Source organism: Pseudoalteromonas sp. MBR-15, from assembly GCF_053628915.1.
The window spans coordinates 421,912-441,914 of the sequence record NZ_JBRJHH010000001.1; the positions used below are offsets into that span (position 1 = coordinate 421,912).

Genomic DNA, 20,003 nt, shown 5'->3' on the forward strand with positions numbered 1-20,003 from the left:
CCAGCTTCTAGTTTTGTTTTCGGAGTATAATAATGAAATCTTTTACCCCCTCTAAACTTGTGCGTTCAAAGATAAATCATGCAGTGCTTGCAGCATTAGTAGGCTTATCGATGAATACTGCCTACGCAGCGGATGAAGCACAAGAAATTGAAGAAGTGGTTGCTGTAGGACAGCGTTTAAAAGGGAGTGCTGGCGCGGTTCTTCAAGAGCGTCAAAATCAAGCGTTTGTTGCTGATATCATGGGTGCAGAGCAAATCTCTCGTACTGGTGATGGCGATGCTGCATCGGCACTTCGTCGTGTAACAGGTTTGACACTGGTTGATGGCAAGTTCATTTATGTTCGTGGTTTAGGTGAGCGATATTCGAGTACTCAGCTCAATAGTATGTATGTGCCAAGTCCAGATCCAACTCGCTCTGTTGTACCGCTTGACTTATTCCCATCAGATATTATTGAAAGTTTAAGCGTTCAAAAATCGTTTTCACCCGATATGCCTGCGCATTTTGGTGGTGGTAACGTAAATATTAGAACAAAATCAATCCCGACTGATTTTTTGTTTAAAGTCGACATTGGTACTTCTTACAACACCAATAACAGTGATACGGGCTACTTTTATGAAGGTGGCGATGATGACTGGATGGGCCGTGATGATGGAACTCGTGCGTTACCTACTGAAATAATTAATGCCTTTTATGGCACTGGCCTAGAAGGTGATATCAATACAACATTGGCTGAGCGCCAAGCATTGATGTCGTCACTTGATTGGAATATTTCGGCAACAGAAAAAGACGTTGACCCTGAAATGAGCTTTTCAGTTTCGCTAGGCGATCGCTTTGAAAGTGAAATGGGTACATTTGGTGTACTTGCCGCTGTTTCTTACGAAAATGAGTGGGAAGTAGCACAAGAAAAAAGTGGTACTAACCTTGGCAGCTTAGGTTGTGAAGACAAGTGTTTTGCTCAGTATTACGATGGCACATCAACTGAGCAAAATGTGCGTTGGAGTGGTACATTCAATATTGGTTATGAGTTTAATTCAAACCATAAAATTGAGATGACAAACATTGCACTGCATGACATGCGTGACCGTGTTCGTAATCGTAATTTCTATGATGCCAACGAAACTGAAGAAGGTGTTCGTGACCTTCGTCGCGTTGATGTTGTGTACGAAGAGCGTGAAATGTTCTCTAGCCAATTAAAAGGCACACACAACTTTATCGACTTTAACAACTTGTTTGTTGATTGGTATGCCGGTACCAGCCGTGCAAACCGTGATGCACCAGGTGGTGTAGACGCTGTTTTCCAACGTAACTACGACGATGGTTCGTTTGTTTCTGAGCAATTACAAGATGTTTCAGCTACTAACGTAACCCGTGAATTCCAAGTTCTTCATGACGAAGTTGATACTTGGGGTTGGAACATGGGCATGCCATTTTATGGTGAAGGCTATGAGCTTGAGCTAAAAGTGGGTGGCGATTTCTCAGAGAAAACACGTACTGCAAATAATACGACATTTGGTATTACGCACCGTGGTATTGCTGATGATTTTACCTATGGCTCACGTTTGGATGAAATTTTTGCTTACGATAACATCAACAATGATGCTTTTTACGCAAGTTCAACCGGTTCTGGCATTTTTGATGACAGAACTACAGACGGTGATAAATACAGTGCGGCGCATAAGTTAGATGCTTATTACTTTATGGCTGATTATTTCATCAATAATACTTGGCGTATTACTGGTGGTGTTCGCTGGGAAGACTTTGCCCAAGTATCGGTTCCTTTTAAGGCTCACAGTAATTTATTTGATGCGACAACAGAAGAGCTAGCTGAAGTTGCGATCAAAGAAGATGATTTTTATCCATCTTTAGCTGTGACTTATATTATGGATGAAGAAATGCAATTTCGTTTAAATCTAAGCGAAACAACCATTCGTCCAGATATGCGTGATGTAAGCTCAACGTTCTTCGTTGATCCGTTAACGGAATTCCTAGTTCGTGGTTCACCGACATTACAAAGCTCAAAACTTAAAAATGCAGATTTCCGTTTTGAATGGTATATGGCATCGGGTAATAACTTATCAGTTGCATTGTTCTACAAAGACATTACAAACCCTATCGAAATGGTAGAGCTTGCAGGTGTAGGTGGTGCTGCGCCACAACTATTAACTGCAAACGCTGAATCGGGTGAGTTAACGGGTATTGAAGTTGATTTCTTGACTGATTTTAGTTTTATCAGTGCCGATTGGTCGAGTGTGTTCTTGTCGGGTAACGTTACGCTATCTGACTCAAGTGTGAAACTAGGTATTGATGATTCTGACGGCGTTGATTCGTTGTTTGAGCAGCAATTAAAAGATGCACTTGATGCTGATACCGTGTCTAACATTGTCACTAATGATGAGCGCCGTTTAGTAGGGCATTCTGAGTGGGTAGCAAACTTGCAGATGGGTTATGACTCTGCTGATGGTTTCCACTCGACATCACTAGTATATAACGTGTTTGGTCCGCGTATTATTGTACCGGGTACTCGCGGTAATGAAGATGCAGAAGAGAAGCCATTCCATTCGCTTGATTTAGTTTATTCTTACTTCCCGAACTTTAACACGAAAGTGAAGTTCAAAATTGAAAACATCCTTGGTCAAGATAAAGAAATTGAGCAAGAAGGTTTATCACTTTGGAAGAAAGAAGAAGGCACTAAGTTTAGCTTAGGCTTCAGCTACGAGTTTTAACTAAACTCCCCAAGGAAGGATACAATAATAAATCCTAACATTGATTTAGCCCTGCAATAGCAGGGCTTTTTTGTATCCGTATTGAGTAAACAGCATTGCATGTTATGGTAGAGCTTAGTTGTCATAACAGGGATTAAGAATGAGCCTACGATTAATTTTAAATGGTAAAAAAGCAGGCAATGAGCAATTACGCGAAGCTGTCTCTAAATTTCGACAAACAACCCCGTTAGAGGTTCGAGTAACCTATGAAGGAGGCGATGTTGAGCGACTGATTAACGAGGCAAATAAAGAGGGCGTAAAACGGGTTATTGTTGCTGGTGGTGACGGCACGGTCAACGAAGCTGTGAACGCCTTAATGAAAATTGAGCAATCTCAAAGACCAGTACTTGCCATACTCCCAATGGGGACGGCAAATGACTTTGCTTGCTCTGCAAACATTCCGGCTGAATACTTGTCGGCGCTCACGTTGGCTTTTGAGGGACATACTCAAGAAGTGGATGTTGTTGAAGTCGATAAACGATTTTTTATTAATGTTGCCAGTGCAGGCTTTGGGGCAAAAATTACCGCCACCACACCGCCAGCACTTAAAAATTTGCTTGGCGGCGGTGCATATACACTCGCTGGGCTTGTTCAAGCACTGAGCTTTGTTCCTTACAGTGGTCAACTTTCTTTGCCCGATGGTCAGCACAGTTCCGGTGAGATTATTGCCGCTGCCGTGTGTAATGGCCGACAAGCCGGTGGCGGGCAGTTACTCGCACCCGATGCGTATATTAATGATGGTATGGTTGATCTTGTTGCTTTCACCTCATTTGCAATTTCAGATGTGCCTGCGGTTATCGAAGAGTTAAGCAACTACCCCAATTCTTCACAAAAGTGGGTGAAACGCTATCAAGTGCCTTGGCTTGAATGGCAAACGCAAACTAAAATGCCAATTAACCTCGATGGCGAGCCAATTACCTCAAAACAACAAACATTTAAAGTCTGTGCTAATGCAGTAAACCTTGTATTGCCAACAGACTGCCCATTAATTAAATAAAATAATATGAAATAATTTTAAGTTCCATTATCTGCGCTGGTTTTGTGCCATTCACAATGCTAGATTAGCTCTGTAAAAATTAAACTCTTACGCAATGGATTTTAATTTTTAACAGCTTAGGTACTTGGAATGAATCAAACAGTGGAACAAACAATGAAAAAAGTAGGATTAGTCGGTTGGCGGGGCATGGTTGGCTCTGTGTTATTGGATCGTATGCAGCAAGAAAATGATTTTTCTCAAATCGACACGACTTTTTTCACCACCTCACAAACCGGTCAATTAGGCCCTGATATTGCGGGCCCAGCAAAACCACTTCTTGATGCAAACGACATTACTGCGCTTTCGCAAATGGATATTATCGTTACCTGCCAAGGCGGCGATTACACAAAAGCCGTTTACCCGCAGTTACGCGAGTCTGGTTGGCAAGGTTATTGGATTGATGCTGCGTCGGCACTGCGTATGAGTGACGACAGTATTATCGTGCTTGACCCTGTAAACAAAGATGTGATTGAACAAGGGTTAGAGCAGGGGGTTAAAACCTATGTTGGCGGCAACTGCACTGTATCACTTATGTTACTCGCGCTTGGTGGATTATTTGAGCAAGACTTGATTGAATGGGTCAGCCCAATGACATATCAAGCGGCTTCAGGCGCCGGTGCTCGCAACATGAAAGAGTTAATTGCACAAATGGGCGCAATTCACGAAACGGTTGCTGACAAACTGGCTGATCCTAATGCCGCTATTCTTGAAATTGACAAATTAGTCACCGAAAAAATTGCATCAAGCGATTTACCACAAGACCAATTTGGCGTGCCTTTAGCGGGTAGCCTTATCCCTTGGATTGATGTGCCAATGCCAAGCGGTCAAAGTAAAGAAGAGTGGAAAGCGCAAGTCGAAGCCAATAAAATTTTGGGCACCAGCAAGCAGCCTGTCCCGGTTGATGGCTTGTGTGTTCGTATTGGCGCAATGCGATGCCACTCGCAAGCAATGACCATTAAATTGCGTAAAGATATCAGCGTAGAAAAAATCGAAGAAATTCTGGCGTCTCACAATGAATGGGTCAAAGTTATTCCAAACGACCGAGACATTACAGCAACAGACCTAACACCTGTTAAAGTGACTGGCACGTTGTCTATTCCGGTAGGCCGTATTCGTAAATTAGCTATGGGCCCAGAATATATCAGTGCATTTACGGTTGGTGACCAACTGTTATGGGGTGCTGCTGAACCACTTCGTCGTATGCTACGCATAATTGTTGATGGCTAAATGAGGCTATGTTTGAGCAAAAAACGTTGCTCAAAACATTCTATTCTATAAAGGCTCTGTTACAGAGCCTTCACATCATTGTTTTACAGACCTTGCGTTTATTTTTGTTTAATGGGCAAATAGTACACATTGGAGTGCTAGGTAATTTATGCCGTAAACAGCACATAATACGCGGGTACTCACTGTTTTTAAGTCTAATTTTACGACATAAAGGGTGTGGCAAAGTAGAGTCTTTAGCGAGTAATAATACGTCTTTACTAAATAACTGGGTTAGTAAATTAAGTTTACATTCTTCTGCTAGTGGCATTTCTGATAAATACCAATAAAAACAGTACGCAACATGACTATAAAATAGCTTTTCTGACACTGGCGACAGCTTACTTAGTTGTTTTATAATAGGCGTTATCAGCTTAATAAGTAACCGTTCTAGTAAGGTGATGGGTAACTCAGCTGGGATCGGAGTCTGTTCTTTTTTAAGTACTAAATAGAAGCATTCTACTCGTGCCGTTTGATGATAAGTCCAATGCCAGTTTTTAAGGTTCATTGCAGCATGCAATACATTCGTTTGGCTTTTTAATGCGTACTCTAATAGTGGCGGAAGTAAAAAGCCGAAAAACCATTGGCTCCACATAGAATGTAAAGCGCTAAGGTCGATTGGTTCTTGCTGCTGTCGTTGATAGCTCTTGGAAAAAGTAACGAGCGCTTCTGTATAAAACGGTCTATTTAATCGTTGTGATAATGGTTGGCAGTTTTTGGGGAGAGGTTGATGTTGCTCAATAATTTTAAAATGCTGGCCATAAAATGGAGCTTGCCGCTCCAGTAAAGAGTTTAGCTCAGTGCTATCGTGTAACGCCATGTATGTTTGTGCTTTCATTGTGATGAGGTGGAAGTATCTTCATTAAATTGGGTCTTTTAATGTGTATTTTATGCCGCCTCATACCGAGGCAGCATAATAGCAATTCGCGATAATCTCGAGTTACTTAAAAACTATATTGAGCAGTGATGCTAAAGTTTCGTGGTGCGCCATATTGATATTGGTTATAAAACCCTAATTGGCTGTAATAACGTTTATCAAATGCGTTGTCCAAGTTAGCGCGCAATGTTAGTTGATCGTTTACATTGTATCTTGCCATTAATCGAACAAGCCCATAACTTTGCTGACTAACCTCCACTGAGCTTCTATCTGGCTTAGTGACATCTCTGCGGATCTCACTTTGCCAATTAATGCCAGCACCCAGTTGTAGACCATTTACCAAACCATCTAATTCATAGGTAGTGAAGAGTTTTACTTGATGTTTTGGGCTGGTGGTCGTTACTTTTTCACCATCTGGGTCTTCTGTTTCAAATTGACTATAACCAAAAGAGACATTCCATTGTTGATTGATTGCCCCATTGGCTTCAAATTCGAATCCTTGCGTTTTGGTGCCATCAATGCCGCGGTATATAGGAACCGTTGTCCCTGGTAATGTTTCTCCCGTTGTTTCACCAACGTTATCTTGACGGATCTCAAACACCGAGAGTGAGGTGTCTAACGCTTCTTCAAATAAGCTGGCTTTAATACCTGCTTCATAGTTTTTTCCTTTAACAGGATCTAGGTAACTGCCATCAGCTTGCACTCTACTTTGTGGTGTAAATATATCTGTGTAATTGGCATACAGTGATACATTTTGCCCAATAGTATAGGTGGCGCCGACATAGCTGGTAAACTCATTATCAACTTCGTAATCATGAACGGTGCCAAAATTGTCTTGGTCAGTTTCCCAATTATCAATACGCCCACCTATTACCATAGAAAGTGCGTCGGTTAACTCAATATCGGAAGCTAGGTATATTGCTTGTTGCTTTGTTTCCCCCCATGAGCCATACAGAACTTCATCGCTCCATCTAGGGGTTGGATATGTAAAATCTTTATCTCTAAAATCGCCTAGAGGGGGAGCTTCATCTAAAGAGCCGTAATATGGATTAGCAAATTCTTGTTTCTGTTGGTTTGCGCCAATTAGAATTTGTTGTGAGCGATCAAAGAGGGTAAAGCGACCCGTTAATTTTAAGTCGAATGTATTTTGGGTTCGATTACCATCAATAAATGCCAGTGAGCCAGGTATCATCCCTTCGTTGGTGATTGGGTCTGGGTTACCTGTAGCCCATAACACATCATATTCTAAATCGTTATCGCCATAGATGTAGCTTGCTTTGAGCTGCCAGTCATTACTAAAGTTATGTTCAATCGTGGCAAAGCTATTCAACGCTTTGGTTTTAGATGACGCCCAGCGTGGGGCAGTTGATGTATGATGGCTATAGTTAGTTCTATTACCTTGGTTGTCGAATAACGGTAATCCGCCTGACATAGAGCCTTCGGGTTTGGTATCTTGATAGTCAGCACCTAACGTCAGTAGTGTATTACGGCCTATATCTGCTTCGATAATACCGTAAAGTGTTTGTCTTTGCTGCTCGTAACGATGCTGATAACTTTCACGATCTTGATACGCTACGACCACTCGACCCCGAACGCTTGCATCTTGATTTAAGCCTCCCGATAAGTCAAAAATACCGCGCAACTGTTGCCATGAACCTGTACTTAGGCTTACGCTTGCTTGAAATTTTTCTGTCGGTCGTTTACGAACTAAATTGATAGCAGCCGACGGGCTTCCGGCTCCCAACATCAAACCTGTTGCACCACGAACAACTTCTATGCGCTGATAAATTGCGCTATCCATCAAGTTGTCACCATAGTTAAAGCGTGTATCGTAGGTTGTTGCCACACCGTCATACAAAATACTGCTTACGCCAATACCGCGGGCACTGACTGAGTAGCGGTCGTTGTCAGAAGGGCGGGTATTAATCCCTGTTACGCTGTTCATCACTTCAATAACTGAGTTTAGTTGTTGATCTTTTATGGCTTGCTCAGTCACGACTGTGGTTGATTGTGGTGTTTCCAGAAATGATAATTCTAAACCCGTTGCGGTACTCATTTGCTCAACTTTATAGCCTTGAGCACTGTTTTGTTCACCAACGACTGTGAGTACTTCCATATCGTGATGCTTTTTTTGCTCGGCCTGTAAAGATTGGCTAAATATCGCTAAACAAGAAAGTGCGACAGGCGTGAGTTTAAAGTAGTTAGTCTTTTTCATTTTTATCCGTAGTCCTATTACGTATATAAATAGTGAGGCCTATACTTAGGCCATTGTTGTGTCATGCAGAAAGTCATGACTGGTAGCAAAATCATGCAGTGGGTTTTTGATATCCCCAGCAAAACGGAGATTTTTCTCTCTATCTTCAAGGTCAATCATCTGCTGATTATTATTCAATTGAATGCGGTTCAAGCAGGTACGCGTAAAGCGAGCCTTAAATAAGTTGTAACGTGTATATTTTTCGGAAAATTGCGGGTTTTCATGCTGATACTGATAAACTTTTTCAGCGACTAATTGCCAAAAATTATGTTCAGTTAAACAATTTTGCGCATCAAGCTGTGGTGCGATAAAGCGGAAAATACAGTCGAAAATATCAAGCAGTATATAGTTTAATTTCATGTCCTCTTCTAGGCTCACAGCTAAGTCAGCGACATGACCCGGTAAAGGTGAATTGCCGTTTAGTATCGCGACTTCTTCTCCAATATCTTTCATCAAAATAGTAACAGGTTGGTGTTCTTCTAAAACGAGGATCAGGTTTTCACCATGGGGCATAAACACTAAATCATACGCAAAAAACGCATGTAACAGAGGTTGTAAATAAAGATCCAGCAATTTGCACACCCACTCACTTGCAGTGAGTTGAGAGGTATTAATGAGTTCAACCAGTAAGCTATTTTGTTGGCTGTCTTGATGTAGCAAGGCGGCTAATGTCAGAAGTTGTTGGTTTTCTTTAACTAACGGTTCTCCCTGAAACGTTAAACTGAAAGGGCTTTCTCGCCAAAGTGCACTGAGCATTTTTTTATAAGGCGTGTCTTTTTCTAAAGCTTGCTCGTAATATTTATGGTGATAACCAATTGCTACGGTCTCTCTTAAAACGACAAAGCGGTTTTTAGCGAAGTATGGGTCGCTGTTCACAAGCTCAGCAACAAAGGTGTTTATTTCGGGCGTTCGGCTCATGTAATAAGGAGATAATCCGCGCATAAAGCCCATGTTCAATATAGACAACGCCGTTTTCACATAGCAACGCTTGTTGTTATCTAAGTTGAAGAATGTACGAATTGACTGTTGTACCTGATAGTCATCTTCACTGTGACCAAGGTAAATAAGTTGCTTACGAGCAAGATCGGCAGCAAAAATTCGGCTAATTTTTTCACGCCATTGCCAAGGATGCACAGGCATAAAGTAGTAGTCCTCAGCTTTTTTACCATGCTCTGCAATTATTTTGTTAAAAGCTGCAACTTGTTTGCTGCCTAATTCGCTTTCGATAAAACGCTCGTAATTAAGCTCTTCAATCATTGCTAGGCTTGTGTTTACACGCGCAACAGCTAACCAGGCTAATTTCATTGGCTGACCACTTTCAGGTGTAAAAGCGTGGCAGTCATCCATATCAAAGCCAATACGTCCATTGTTAGCAACAAATACAGGGTGGCCTTCGGTCATGGCCGCTTCTATTTGTTGATAATCGCAATTTACCAGCTCTGAAACGGGTTTATTTTGGTAACGCAATTTAAATGCTTTACTGTATAAAGTGCTGGTGATTTCCTCTAAATAAGTTGGTAATAGGCTATCGGTAATACTTAAGCGATCTTTTAGGGCAATAATGAGCGTTACTGCATCTAAATCTTGGACAATGCCATCTAGTTTGCAGACTATTGATTCTGGCTGAATATGTAGGTGATCTAGTTGATAGTGGCGGGCACTAAAGTCATAACTTAACAGTCCTTGATTGCTTTCTAATAATAACTGAAATTGCTGTACTGTTTGTTTTTTATCTTCTTTTGCAGCAATAGGTTTTATTAGTTTTTCATGGCTAAACTCACACAGTATTTTGGCGACTAAATGTTGATTAGCACCTTGCCATAAAGATTCAGATAAATGTTGAGGGAATGAGCTTTTAATGATTTCCATAATTAATCTCCTTGTGTTGTAGCTGCTTCAAAGCTTGCTAGGTAAGCAAAACCTAGCCATGCATCTTTGTTTGTAAGGCGAACGATATGACTGCTCTGAATACCTATTTTTTTATTTAGCTTATGTATTTTTTGATTGTTAATATCGGGTTCGACCACTAATCGAGTAAAACCTAATTTAGATAAGATGAGTTTTGCTGTTGCTGTAATAGCACGCCGACTAAAACCACTTTGCGGGGTGATTACGGGGGCAAGTAAAAGGTGCATCCCACAATCACCAGGGTGGTTTTCAAAATGTTCACCGATTTCGTCAAACTGCGGGTCATACAACTCAATAAAAAAAGCAGGGGTCGCATCTTGGTAAGCTATAAGCGCGAGTTTATGAGGTGCAGGAGCAAGCTCACTTTGGCGTTGCTCTGCATTCATGTTTTGCATTCCCCAAAAATGGGCATAATCTTGAGCAAGCCAGTTATTTAACAAGGAAAAGTGCTTTTGTGCTTGGTAAATGTAAAAACGAAAGCCATCAATAACGAAGGCATCCGTGTTTATTATTGTTTGGCACTGGCTAGCGAAACTTTTGCTGACCTTTGCGTGGTTACAACTGCTCACATAGCCTCCTGTGACACTGAAGTCGTTTTACTACGTGAAGACGTTGAGATTTCTTTTTTTGGGATGCCAAACCGCTGGAACGCAATGCGTTCTTCAATACTATAAGGCGCTTTACCTAATACTTGTTTTAATATAATGGCATTGCGATAACACACCATTCCGAGATCTGGCACTGTTAATCCATGGCTGTTGAGGCCTAGGTTTTGTGCAAAAATACGACACTGCTCATCAATGTTATAGTTACGTTTTACTTGTAACTCGCCGTTCTCATCGACGTTTAATTTATGACGTAACGGTTCAATGAAGGTGGGTAACTGATATTGATAGCCTGTCGCCATTACAAGTGCATTAGTGTTAAAACTAAAATCTTGCTCTAGCTCGTTATGTAAGCATGAGAGGGCAAGTTTTTGGCCTTCTTGCTCAATGTTCGTTAATGAGGTGTTCGTTAAAAGCTCGGCTGAGAAATCGCAATTTAGTTTCTTTTGATAGAGCAAATCGTAAATATCGTTAATGAGCTCTGAATTAATTCCTTTATAAAGCGACTTTTGCGAGTGGATAAGTTGTTGTCGCTTCGCACTTGGTAAGTTATGGAAGTAATCAATATACTCAGGGGATGTCATTTCGAGAGTAAGCTTGGTGTACTCTAAAGGAAAAAACCGCGGTGAACGCGTCAACCAGCGTAATTGGTAGCCAAATTTATCAATATCTAGCAGTAAATCATGGAAAATCTCTGCTGCACTCTGACCACTGCCAACAATAGTAATGTCAGATTTGCTTTGTAACATTGCTTTGTTATTAAGGTACTGTGAAGAGTGAGTTACATGCTTATCGGTCGGGCAAAATTCAGGTAGCCAAGGTTGAGTACCGGTACCAAGCACTAAGTGTTTACAATAAAAATCTTGTACTTTACTAGTCACCTTATCTTTGCCAGAGACTCGATAACAGTCGAGGTGTTGCTCGTATTCGATATTTTCTACGTGATAATTAAACTTAAGATTATTTAACTGGCGACACACCCACTGACAATACTGATTATATTCTTGGCGCAGTAAAAAGAAGTTTTCGCGAATATAAAACGAATACAATTTACCAGTCTGCTTAGCAAAATTTAAGTAACTAAATTGACTTGTCGGATCGGCCATTGTCACTAAATCTGACATAAAAGGGGTTTGCAGACTCGCAGAGTCTAATAACATACCTGGATGCCAATCGAATTTAGGGCGACTGTCAACAAATAGAGTCTTCAAGCCTGAAAGTGGCGAAGAAAGCGCTGCTAAGCTTAAATTAAAAGGGCCTACACCTATTCCGATTAAATCATAAATTTCAGGTTTCATTGTCATTTCCTTAAGCTGTGCACAATTGTTTACTTTTGCAGTCGACCACATATTGTTCGCCAATTTTGCAAATTTCATTCAATACGTCGTCTATGCTGTCTATCGATGCGTGAGGGTTCAATAAAGTGAATTTTAAATACTGAATATTGTTCACTTTTGTTGCTGCAATCATGGCACGGCTACTCTGAGCTAAGGTCGCGCGAATAGTGCGGTTGCATTTATCAAGCTGAGTTTGGCTCAAGACGTTATCGTTAAATCGAAATACGAGTGTAGTGAGTGATGGAGCTTGCGCAGCGTGTAACAGGTTATAACGAGTTAAGCGTTGGTATACCTGTTGTGTTTTTTCAAGCAAGGTATCGAACATGGCACCAATCGCATCAGGCCCTTCTGTTCTTAAGCTTAACCAGAGCTTTAACGCATCGAATCGGCGCGTTGTTTGTAAGCTTTTGTTTATTAAATCAGGAACGCCGGCTTGTGCTTGTGCCTTTGGATTGAGGTAATCGGCATGGTAAGTTAGAAAACGCAATAACCGCTTGTCTTTAACCAATAGGGCAGAGCAGCATACTGGCTGGAAAAACGTTTTGTGAAAATCAATACTTACAGAGTCAGCTAAATCAATGCCTAACAAACGTTCGTTATGGCGTTGTGATACTAACAAAGCGCCGCCATAAGCCGCATCTACATGTAAATAGCAGTTATGCTTTTTACATAAATGAGCAATGCTTGCTATAGGGTCTATTGCACCAAAATCTGTTGTACCAGCCGTGGCGATTACCGCAATTGGTAATAAATTTGCTATTTGGAGTTCATTTAAAGTGTTTTCGAGGCTATGGGTGTCAATACAGCGATTTTCATCACACGCGACACTGATGACAGCATCATGACCAAGGCCCAATAATGCAGCTGCTTTTTGAATACTAAAATGGCTATACTCAGAGCAAAGAATTCGATAACGATGTGCATTGCTGCTTAAGCCGGAGGTAATATTTGTATGGCTTTGTGGTTCTAATTTGCCTGCCAACTCACGTGCAAGTAATAATGCCATTAAATTTGACTGGGTTCCTCCAGTGGTAAACACGCCGTCTGCGCTCTCATCGTAACCGATTCTTTGGCATGTCCAATCAATCACTTTTTGTTCTATAAGTGTAGCGCCTGCACTTTGATCCCATGTTTCAACAGCCGTGTTTATCGAAGTGCTAAACAACTCAGCCAGCAGAGATGTAAGCATTACTGGGCAATTTAGGTGGGCAAGATAATCTGGATGATGAAAGTATATTGCGTGTTTTAAATAAAGGTGATCTAGCTCTTCTAGGACTTGATTTATGTCATTCAAAGGCGTGTTTAGATCAATGGCTGCAAATTCTTCTTGTAACTGTGCAGGTTGTATACCGCTGGTAGGAGAATTAACTTTTTTAATTCGCTCGCTTAGAATGCTTATACCCAATTGCATTAACTGTGAGTAATCCTGCATTGGCGAAACACCAAAAAGCGGGGCATCAGTTTGTTTGGTTTTAGTTTGATAGTTAGAATCATTAATCCATTGATATTGCGGCGGTTTAAAATTTTCCATACGTATATCCTTTAACATTGATTTAGTAACCAAGAGACAAGAAGAGCTATCCTCTCGTCTCTAATTAATTAAAATCCGCAACACCCTGTACCGATAAATAGGAAAGTATCATTTATTAAATATTAATGCAAATGGTTATCATTTGTGATTGGTTTAGGTTGAAGGTCTTTTGATTTGTTTATTTTTCGGGCGGATTAAAGAACATGGCATTATTTGTCATTTAAGTAGCGAGTAAAGGCTAGTAGAAAATTCTTTATCAATTACAATGATAGGCGCAAACAATCGGAGCAATTTTAATGATGTGAGGAAAGTAATGCACACACCCAGCAAGTGGAAAATGACACCGGAGCGAGTCTCACAATTTATAAAAACCTATAGCTTTGCGCTGATGGTAGACAGTGAATTTGAAGCCACACATTTGCCTTTAGTATACAAAGCTGATGAGGGGGAATTGGGTACCTTGTATGGTCATGTATCACGGGCAAATCGTCATGGTAAGGGCTTAGATAAAACCCGCGTATTAGTGGTTTTTAGTGGTCCTCATAGCTATATATCTCCAACCTGGTATGCAGAAAAACCCGCTGTGTCGACGTGGAACTATGCTGCGGTCCATGTTCAAGGTGAGGTTGAATATCTTGATGATGAGAATACCTTAGCCTGCTTAGATGAGTTAATTTGCCAGTATGAACCGAGTATTTTACACGATACCGACTTGCTACCTGTTGATTACCAAGCAAAACTACTGCGCGGTATTGTCGGAGTTAAAATCAATGTTCAGTCAATACAAGCAAAAGAAAAACTTGGCCAACACAAGTCAGCAGCGGATCAACAAGGTGTTGTTGCAGGGTTACAAGCTGATACACACCCAGATGCACAGGCTTTATTGCGCTATATGCTTAAACACGAAATTGGAATAGGCAGCTAATTTGCGTCCTGCAAAAGTTGCCAATTGGTTGGAAGGTCATTAGCGCTTGGTTTGTTAAATATTTGTTTCATTACTAGAGGTAAAGCTAGTCTACAATGTATATCTGTCAACCTATTGTCATATCATAAATAAATTAAAGACTTGAACGACTTGCCTACCCAACTTTGTGCCTAATAAATTTCCAACTATTTATTTGCTCAATTGCAACCACCTCACTATATTTTCGTAAGTACTTAGTTGGAAGTCTACAATGAACATCTCAAAAAAATTAAAACTCTCCTTTGCATCAGCAATTGCACTTCCCTTAATCATTATTTCTCTATTAGTTATTACTGAAATACGCCAACAGGCGCTAGACAACTTTGCTCAATTGAGTGTGCGTGAAGCGCGGCAAGTAGATAACGGTATCAGTTTATTTTTCGCTGAAATTGAAAAAAATGTTGATTACTTGGCGTCTCATTCTGCGACTTTAAATGCAAAAACCGACGTAATGACGCATATGCAATCATCAAATCCAGTCAAGCTAGATCACCAGAATGGCAGTTTGGTAGAGCAAACAGTGTTTAACTTGTTTGATCACTTTGCTACAACGCACCCAGGCCTTGCATACATTTATATGGGGAACGAGCAAGGTGGTTATGTTCAATGGCCAGCAAGTGAAGTACCCGCTAATTACGATCCGAGAGTAAGGCCTTGGTACAAAACTGCAAAAGCCGCTAACGGTGAAACATTAAGAACGCATGCCTATTATTGGGCTGCTGATGATATGGTAATAGTGTCAACTGTTAAGGCTATCAAAGAAAATGGCAACTTAATTGGTGTACAAGGCATGGATGTTTCACTGCAAGGTCTAACAGATATTATTGCGAACATTAAATTGGGTGAGACTGGCTACTTAATGCTGATAGAAGACAGCGGCAATGTTTTGGTCGATGTCAAAAATGCGGATTATCGTTTTAAACAGCTAAACGAAATCAATGGCGGTAAATACCGGGAGCTTGCTAACAACGATCGCGGCCAGTTTGAAATTGAAATAAATGGCAAAGATTATTTAGCAAATATTTACACTTCGCAAAAGCTTGGTTGGAAGTTCGTTGCTTTAGTCGAAAAATCTGAAGTAATGAGCGCAGCTAACACAATCACAATTACTATACTTGTTATTAGTACGGTGCTGATTGCTGTGTTTATTCTAGTGGCAAGTTATATTTCTAAACTTATTTCAGCCCCCATTGTTGAAGTGAGTGATGGGTTGACAGAAATATCACAAGGCGGCGGTGATTTAACGAAGCGGCTTGTTATTAAAACGCGAGATGAAACAGCAAAATTAGCGAATAGCTTTAATTTGTTTTTGAATTTAATTTCAGAGTTAGTGACGCAAATAAATGATTGTTCTCAAAATGTGAGTGAAACATCAGCGAACACTTCGTCACAAGCCTCACAACTATCTGATTCTACAACACAGCAACAACAAGCTCTTGAAATGGCTGCGACTGCAATTAATGAAATGGCTGCGACTGCCAATGAGGTCTCCGCAAGTTGTGCGAATGCAGCAGAGCTTGCAACGCAAACACAGCATGCTTCTGAGCTTGGACAAAATGTCATTTCAGAAACTGTAGAGAGTGTTGTGTCGCTTTCTACTGTGATAACAAAAGCGACTCAAGATATCACTCAGCTTGATGCTGAAAGTGAAAATATCATGTCGATTCTCAGTGTCATAAGAGGCATTGCTGAGCAAACAAACTTATTAGCACTGAATGCTGCAATAGAGGCTGCTCGAGCGGGCGATCACGGTCGTGGATTTGCTGTGGTTGCTGATGAGGTTCGTGCGCTGTCGCAAAGAACGTCTGAGTCAACGGAGGAAATAGCAACCCAACTTAGTACGCTTCGCAAAATGTCTGACCAAGTATCTAAAGAAATGGCTGCAAGTTTAAACCGCACTCATAAAACTGTTGAGCTTGCACATTCTGCGCAACAGCAGTTTAGCGAGATCACATCGTCTATTGTCAATATTAGTGACCTTAACACACAAATAGCGACTGCAGCCGAGGAGCAGCAGCATGTAGCAGAAGACATAAACCGCAATGTTGTCGAAATTAAAAATGCGGCAGACGATGTAAGTGACATTGCACAGAGTGCGCGTCAAAATGGTGAAAGACTTAATCAGCTGTCTCATTTACTTACAGACTTAGTGGGTAAATTTAAGGTATGAGGTGCAACAGCCTAATGTTGTCTTTTCTAATTCATCTCGGGGTTTAGTAGGTAGTTACACTTACTCTGTTTCCATTTTATTACTTTTTATTGATTTGGTAATACATAAAGGCTAATTTGAGGTTTAGACTGTAAAGCGTATAAGTTAAATATGACGAGAAAAACACTAAAATCAGCTCAAAATAATCAAGCACTCTATATTATTTGTTTAATGCTTTTTCTCGTTGTTGCTTTTCACCTTCTGGTTAGTTATCTGCAAGTCAGCTATCAAAAGGAATTTTCGCAATCTTTGTTATCAAAAGCTGAAGACATATCAAGCGATTTAGGCTCTTCTATTCAGGAGGCTTCATCATTATCTCCTCTTGAGTGTGATGCTCAGACAATCAATGAGTTGCGCATTATTCTTTCTAAACATGAATATACGCATGACTTAGGTTTGATTTTTAATAATAAAGTTAATTGCTCAGCAAATTGGGGACTTCTTGCTGATTCAACGCCACTTGACGGTGTTTTGTATCATTCTCCATCGGGCTACTATTTTGCTTCTCAAGTTGCGAATATTTTTCCTGTTGCAGCGAAATATGACATTACAAATAAAGGGAGTGTAATTGCTTTTACAATTAATGCCCCTTTTAAAAACTTTGATCAATTAAATAAAAATTTTTCATATAAAATTATTTCAAAGAATAGAAAATACACCTTTCATAACTATGCGGCACACTACCAGTTTAAAACAGATACACTGCTTAAACCGCAAGTGGTAGAAACTTGTAGCACTCAATTCCAATACTGCATTGAGACATACAATAACCGGCCTGGTTTACTGTATTTCCCTTTTTACATTTCTGCTCTATTAATCGGTTTAATTGGGTTTATTAGCTTTTTAATTGCTTATTCAATTTGTTCATACTTAGATAAAAGCCACTCAATGGAATTTAGGTTTCGTAAAGCCATTGAAAACGAAGAATTATATTTGGAGTATCAGCCAATACTCGAGCTAAAAAGTAACAAAATTATTGGTGTAGAAAGTTTGATAAGGTGGAAAGATTCTGTTTACGGTAATGTTTCGCCAGAGCTTTTTTTAGGTATTGCAGAGCAGCTAAGTTTGTATCCAACTCTTGCGTATAACTCGGTCAAAAAAGCGCTTAATGAACTTTCTCCTGTTTTACGTGCTGATTCTGATTTCAGCGTGGCAATCAACATTAACGCTTATGAAATTCAAACAAAAGAGTATTTAGATTATTTATATGATTTATGCACTGAAAATAAAATAAAACCACAGCAAATCAAAATTGAAATCACCGAGCGAATAGAGCTTCCATTGGACGAATTGTCATGTTTTGCTTCAAAAGCTAAAACATACGGCTTCTCTATTTCTCTTGATGATTTTGGAACAGGAGTTTCAAACCTAGTGTGGTTAACCGAAATCAATTTTGATGTGATCAAAATAGACAAGGTTTTCACTCAATCAATATCTGATGAGTTGAAGCAAGAAATGTTGTTAGCCATTATGTCATTAATAACAAACCTAAACCGCACTGTTATTTTTGAGGGGGTTGAGACAGTTGAAGAATATAACTTTATTAAAAATTACAATGACGACTATCAGGTTCAAGGTCAAGGTTGGTACTTTTACAAGTCGTTGCCTTTAACTGAGTTATTGCATGTATTAGGCCAGCAAGGTGGCGATTAAAATACGTATAAAAATACATATAATCATCATTGCCCTTGTTGGTTATCACTTATGGCGGCTGCACGGCCCTTTTTGTATAAACAAAAATAGAACGTTTATTCAGTTTTAAATGGCAAGGGGAAACCCTTTGAGCAGTGCATGATGCCTTACAGTATGACTCACAGTTGCCCACTCGAATATGCAAGCTGTGAGCTTATCAGTTATTTAATACGTTATTCACGCTTATCTTTTGCTTATTTAATTATTCGGGATATGCTGGCACAACGAAATCTAATTAATCAGAAGTAGCAAATGAAGCTTAATCAAGTCACGTTACCTGTAAAAAATATGAATGAGGCAGTGGCTTTTTATTTAACTCTTGGTTTTATTCAAATTGTAGATACACCTCACTACGCGCGTTTTCAATGTACCAATGGAGACGCGACATTTTCGCTGTCGTTAGAAAGCGAGGACTTTAAGAGTCATGCTGTTATCTATTTTGAAGAAGAACATCTTGATGCTCTTTACACGAGCCTTGTTAAAAAGGGGATTACTTTTGAACAACCGCCAACAGCGCAGCGCTACTTATGGACAGAAGCTATTTTGAAAGACCCTTCAGGTAACAAAATCAAACTGTATTGGGCAGGTGAAAACCGCTTGAATCCACCATGGAAAGTGGAAAAACGTGGATAAAATAAAGGCGCTAGGTTTTGTACTCTAGCGCCTTATAACTAAAAACTATTAAACAAAAAAGTTATTTTCTTTCTTTAAGTAATTGTTTTAGCTCTGCCATTTCAGCTTGTAATTGAATAATTTGGCCTTTTGTGGCGGGCATGTCATCGTCGCTCGTTTGTTCTTCACGTGCATTACGGTGCTCTTCAGACATAACTTCTAATATGGCACCGACCATCATGTTTAAGAACACGAATGCAGTTAAGAATATAAACGTTAAGTAGAAAATCCAGCTTAGTTTATACACCGCCATGGTTTCATACATTACGTCGGTCCAGTCTTCAAAGGTGGCAATACGAAATAGAGTTAGCATTGAAATTGACACATCGCCCCACAATACAGGGTTAATATCGGCAAATAACATGCTACCCATTGCGGCATATATGTAGAAGATAACGAACATTAACAAGGCGATATAGCCCATTTGCGGTATGGCTTTTAATAGCGAATTAACCAACAATCGCAGCTCTGGGATCATCGACACTAATCGCAATACGCGGAAAATACGTAACAGCCTTGCGATGAAAATAGTTGACCCCGCAGCAGGGTAAAGGCTTCCGACGACGATGATAAAATCGAAAATATTCCAGCCTTTTGTAAAAAAGTCTTTTATGCCACGGCTGGCAATAAAGCGGATCACAAGCTCAATCAGAAAGAAGACAGTGATCCCCATGTCCATCCAGTGCAAGGCAATTTCTGCGGTTGGATGTAACGAGTACGTGTGCGCGCCAACAGTTAACGCCGAAATAACAATGACCGCGATAACAAATGATTGAAAAATTTTACTTTTATCGATACGCTGAAACAGCTCTTGTAACTGCGACAACATCATAGATGACCCTTTGGTAATAAGATTTTAAACCCACGCAATATACAGTAAAACACAGTGCCAA

General features: G+C 40.2%; 14 protein-coding genes. 7 read left to right on the top strand and 7 right to left on the bottom strand.

The features are described 5' to 3' along the window. Window positions 1-32: 32 nt before the first annotated feature. The 3 genes from ACSSVW_RS01740 to asd all read left to right on the top strand — a co-directional run bounded on the left by ACSSVW_RS01740 (window position 33) and on the right by asd (window position 5,025). Window positions 33-2,723, top strand: coding sequence for a TonB-dependent receptor plug domain-containing protein (locus ACSSVW_RS01740; RefSeq protein ID WP_036971859.1), 2,691 nt, complete (start codon window positions 33-35; stop codon window positions 2,721-2,723). A gap of 139 nt (window positions 2,724-2,862) precedes the next feature. Continuing rightward, complete coding sequence (yegS, locus tag ACSSVW_RS01745) at window positions 2,863-3,759, top strand: lipid kinase YegS (RefSeq protein ID WP_454178705.1); 897 nt, start codon at window positions 2,863-2,865, stop codon at window positions 3,757-3,759. A 129-nt stretch (window positions 3,760-3,888) separates the two neighbouring features. Next, window positions 3,889-5,025, top strand: a complete 1,137-nt coding sequence (gene asd, locus ACSSVW_RS01750; protein ID WP_118844918.1) for an aspartate-semialdehyde dehydrogenase — start codon at window positions 3,889-3,891, stop codon at window positions 5,023-5,025. 70 nt (window positions 5,026-5,095) lie between these two features. On the opposite strand, the gene fhuF is transcribed toward asd, so the two are convergent. The 6 genes from fhuF to ACSSVW_RS01780 form a co-directional block, all read right to left on the bottom strand. Then, complete coding sequence (gene fhuF, locus ACSSVW_RS01755; protein ID WP_454178706.1) at window positions 5,096-5,881, bottom strand: siderophore-iron reductase FhuF; 786 nt, start codon at window positions 5,879-5,881, stop codon at window positions 5,096-5,098. Window positions 5,882-6,005: 124 nt separating this feature from the next. Then, window positions 6,006-8,054, bottom strand: coding sequence for a TonB-dependent siderophore receptor (locus ACSSVW_RS01760; RefSeq protein ID WP_454178810.1), 2,049 nt, complete (start codon window positions 8,052-8,054; stop codon window positions 6,006-6,008). Between the two features lie 144 nt (window positions 8,055-8,198). Continuing rightward, complete coding sequence (locus ACSSVW_RS01765) at window positions 8,199-10,061, bottom strand: IucA/IucC family protein (RefSeq protein ID WP_454178707.1); 1,863 nt, start codon at window positions 10,059-10,061, stop codon at window positions 8,199-8,201. A gap of 2 nt (window positions 10,062-10,063) precedes the next feature. After that, window positions 10,064-10,669 (bottom strand): GNAT family N-acetyltransferase, encoded by a 606-nt coding sequence (locus ACSSVW_RS01770; RefSeq protein ID WP_454178708.1) that lies wholly within the window; start codon window positions 10,667-10,669, stop codon window positions 10,064-10,066. Further along, window positions 10,666-12,003: a lysine N(6)-hydroxylase/L-ornithine N(5)-oxygenase family protein gene (locus ACSSVW_RS01775; protein WP_454178709.1), complete on the bottom strand. Its 1,338-nt coding sequence runs from the start codon at window positions 12,001-12,003 to the stop codon at window positions 10,666-10,668. Before ACSSVW_RS01775 ends, ACSSVW_RS01770 begins: the two co-directional genes overlap by 4 nt. Before the next feature lie 10 nt (window positions 12,004-12,013). After that, on the bottom strand, window positions 12,014-13,573 hold the full coding sequence (locus ACSSVW_RS01780) for a pyridoxal phosphate-dependent decarboxylase family protein (protein WP_454178710.1): 1,560 nt from the start codon (window positions 13,571-13,573) through the stop codon (window positions 12,014-12,016). Between the two features lie 313 nt (window positions 13,574-13,886). On the opposite strand from ACSSVW_RS01780, the gene ACSSVW_RS01785 reads away from it, so the two are divergent. The 4 genes from ACSSVW_RS01785 (at window position 13,887) to ACSSVW_RS01800 (ending at window position 19,071) form a co-directional block, all read left to right on the top strand. After that, window positions 13,887-14,498, top strand: a complete 612-nt coding sequence (locus ACSSVW_RS01785; RefSeq protein ID WP_454178711.1) for an FMN-binding negative transcriptional regulator — start codon at window positions 13,887-13,889, stop codon at window positions 14,496-14,498. 250 nt (window positions 14,499-14,748) lie between these two features. Further along, a complete protein-coding gene (locus tag ACSSVW_RS01790) occupies window positions 14,749-16,707 on the top strand; it encodes a methyl-accepting chemotaxis protein (protein ID WP_454178712.1) in 1,959 nt (652 codons plus the stop codon). A gap of 150 nt (window positions 16,708-16,857) precedes the next feature. Next, window positions 16,858-18,399 (top strand): EAL domain-containing protein, encoded by a 1,542-nt coding sequence (locus ACSSVW_RS01795; protein WP_051501845.1) that lies wholly within the window; start codon window positions 16,858-16,860, stop codon window positions 18,397-18,399. A gap of 291 nt (window positions 18,400-18,690) precedes the next feature. After that, window positions 18,691-19,071, top strand: coding sequence for a VOC family protein (locus ACSSVW_RS01800; RefSeq protein ID WP_454178713.1), 381 nt, complete (start codon window positions 18,691-18,693; stop codon window positions 19,069-19,071). A 61-nt stretch (window positions 19,072-19,132) separates the two neighbouring features. Here the strand turns inward: ACSSVW_RS01800 and ACSSVW_RS01805 are convergent, their stop codons facing one another. Further along, window positions 19,133-19,939: an ion transporter gene (locus tag ACSSVW_RS01805; protein WP_454178811.1), complete on the bottom strand. Its 807-nt coding sequence runs from the start codon at window positions 19,937-19,939 to the stop codon at window positions 19,133-19,135. Window positions 19,940-20,003: the final 64 nt, after the last annotated feature.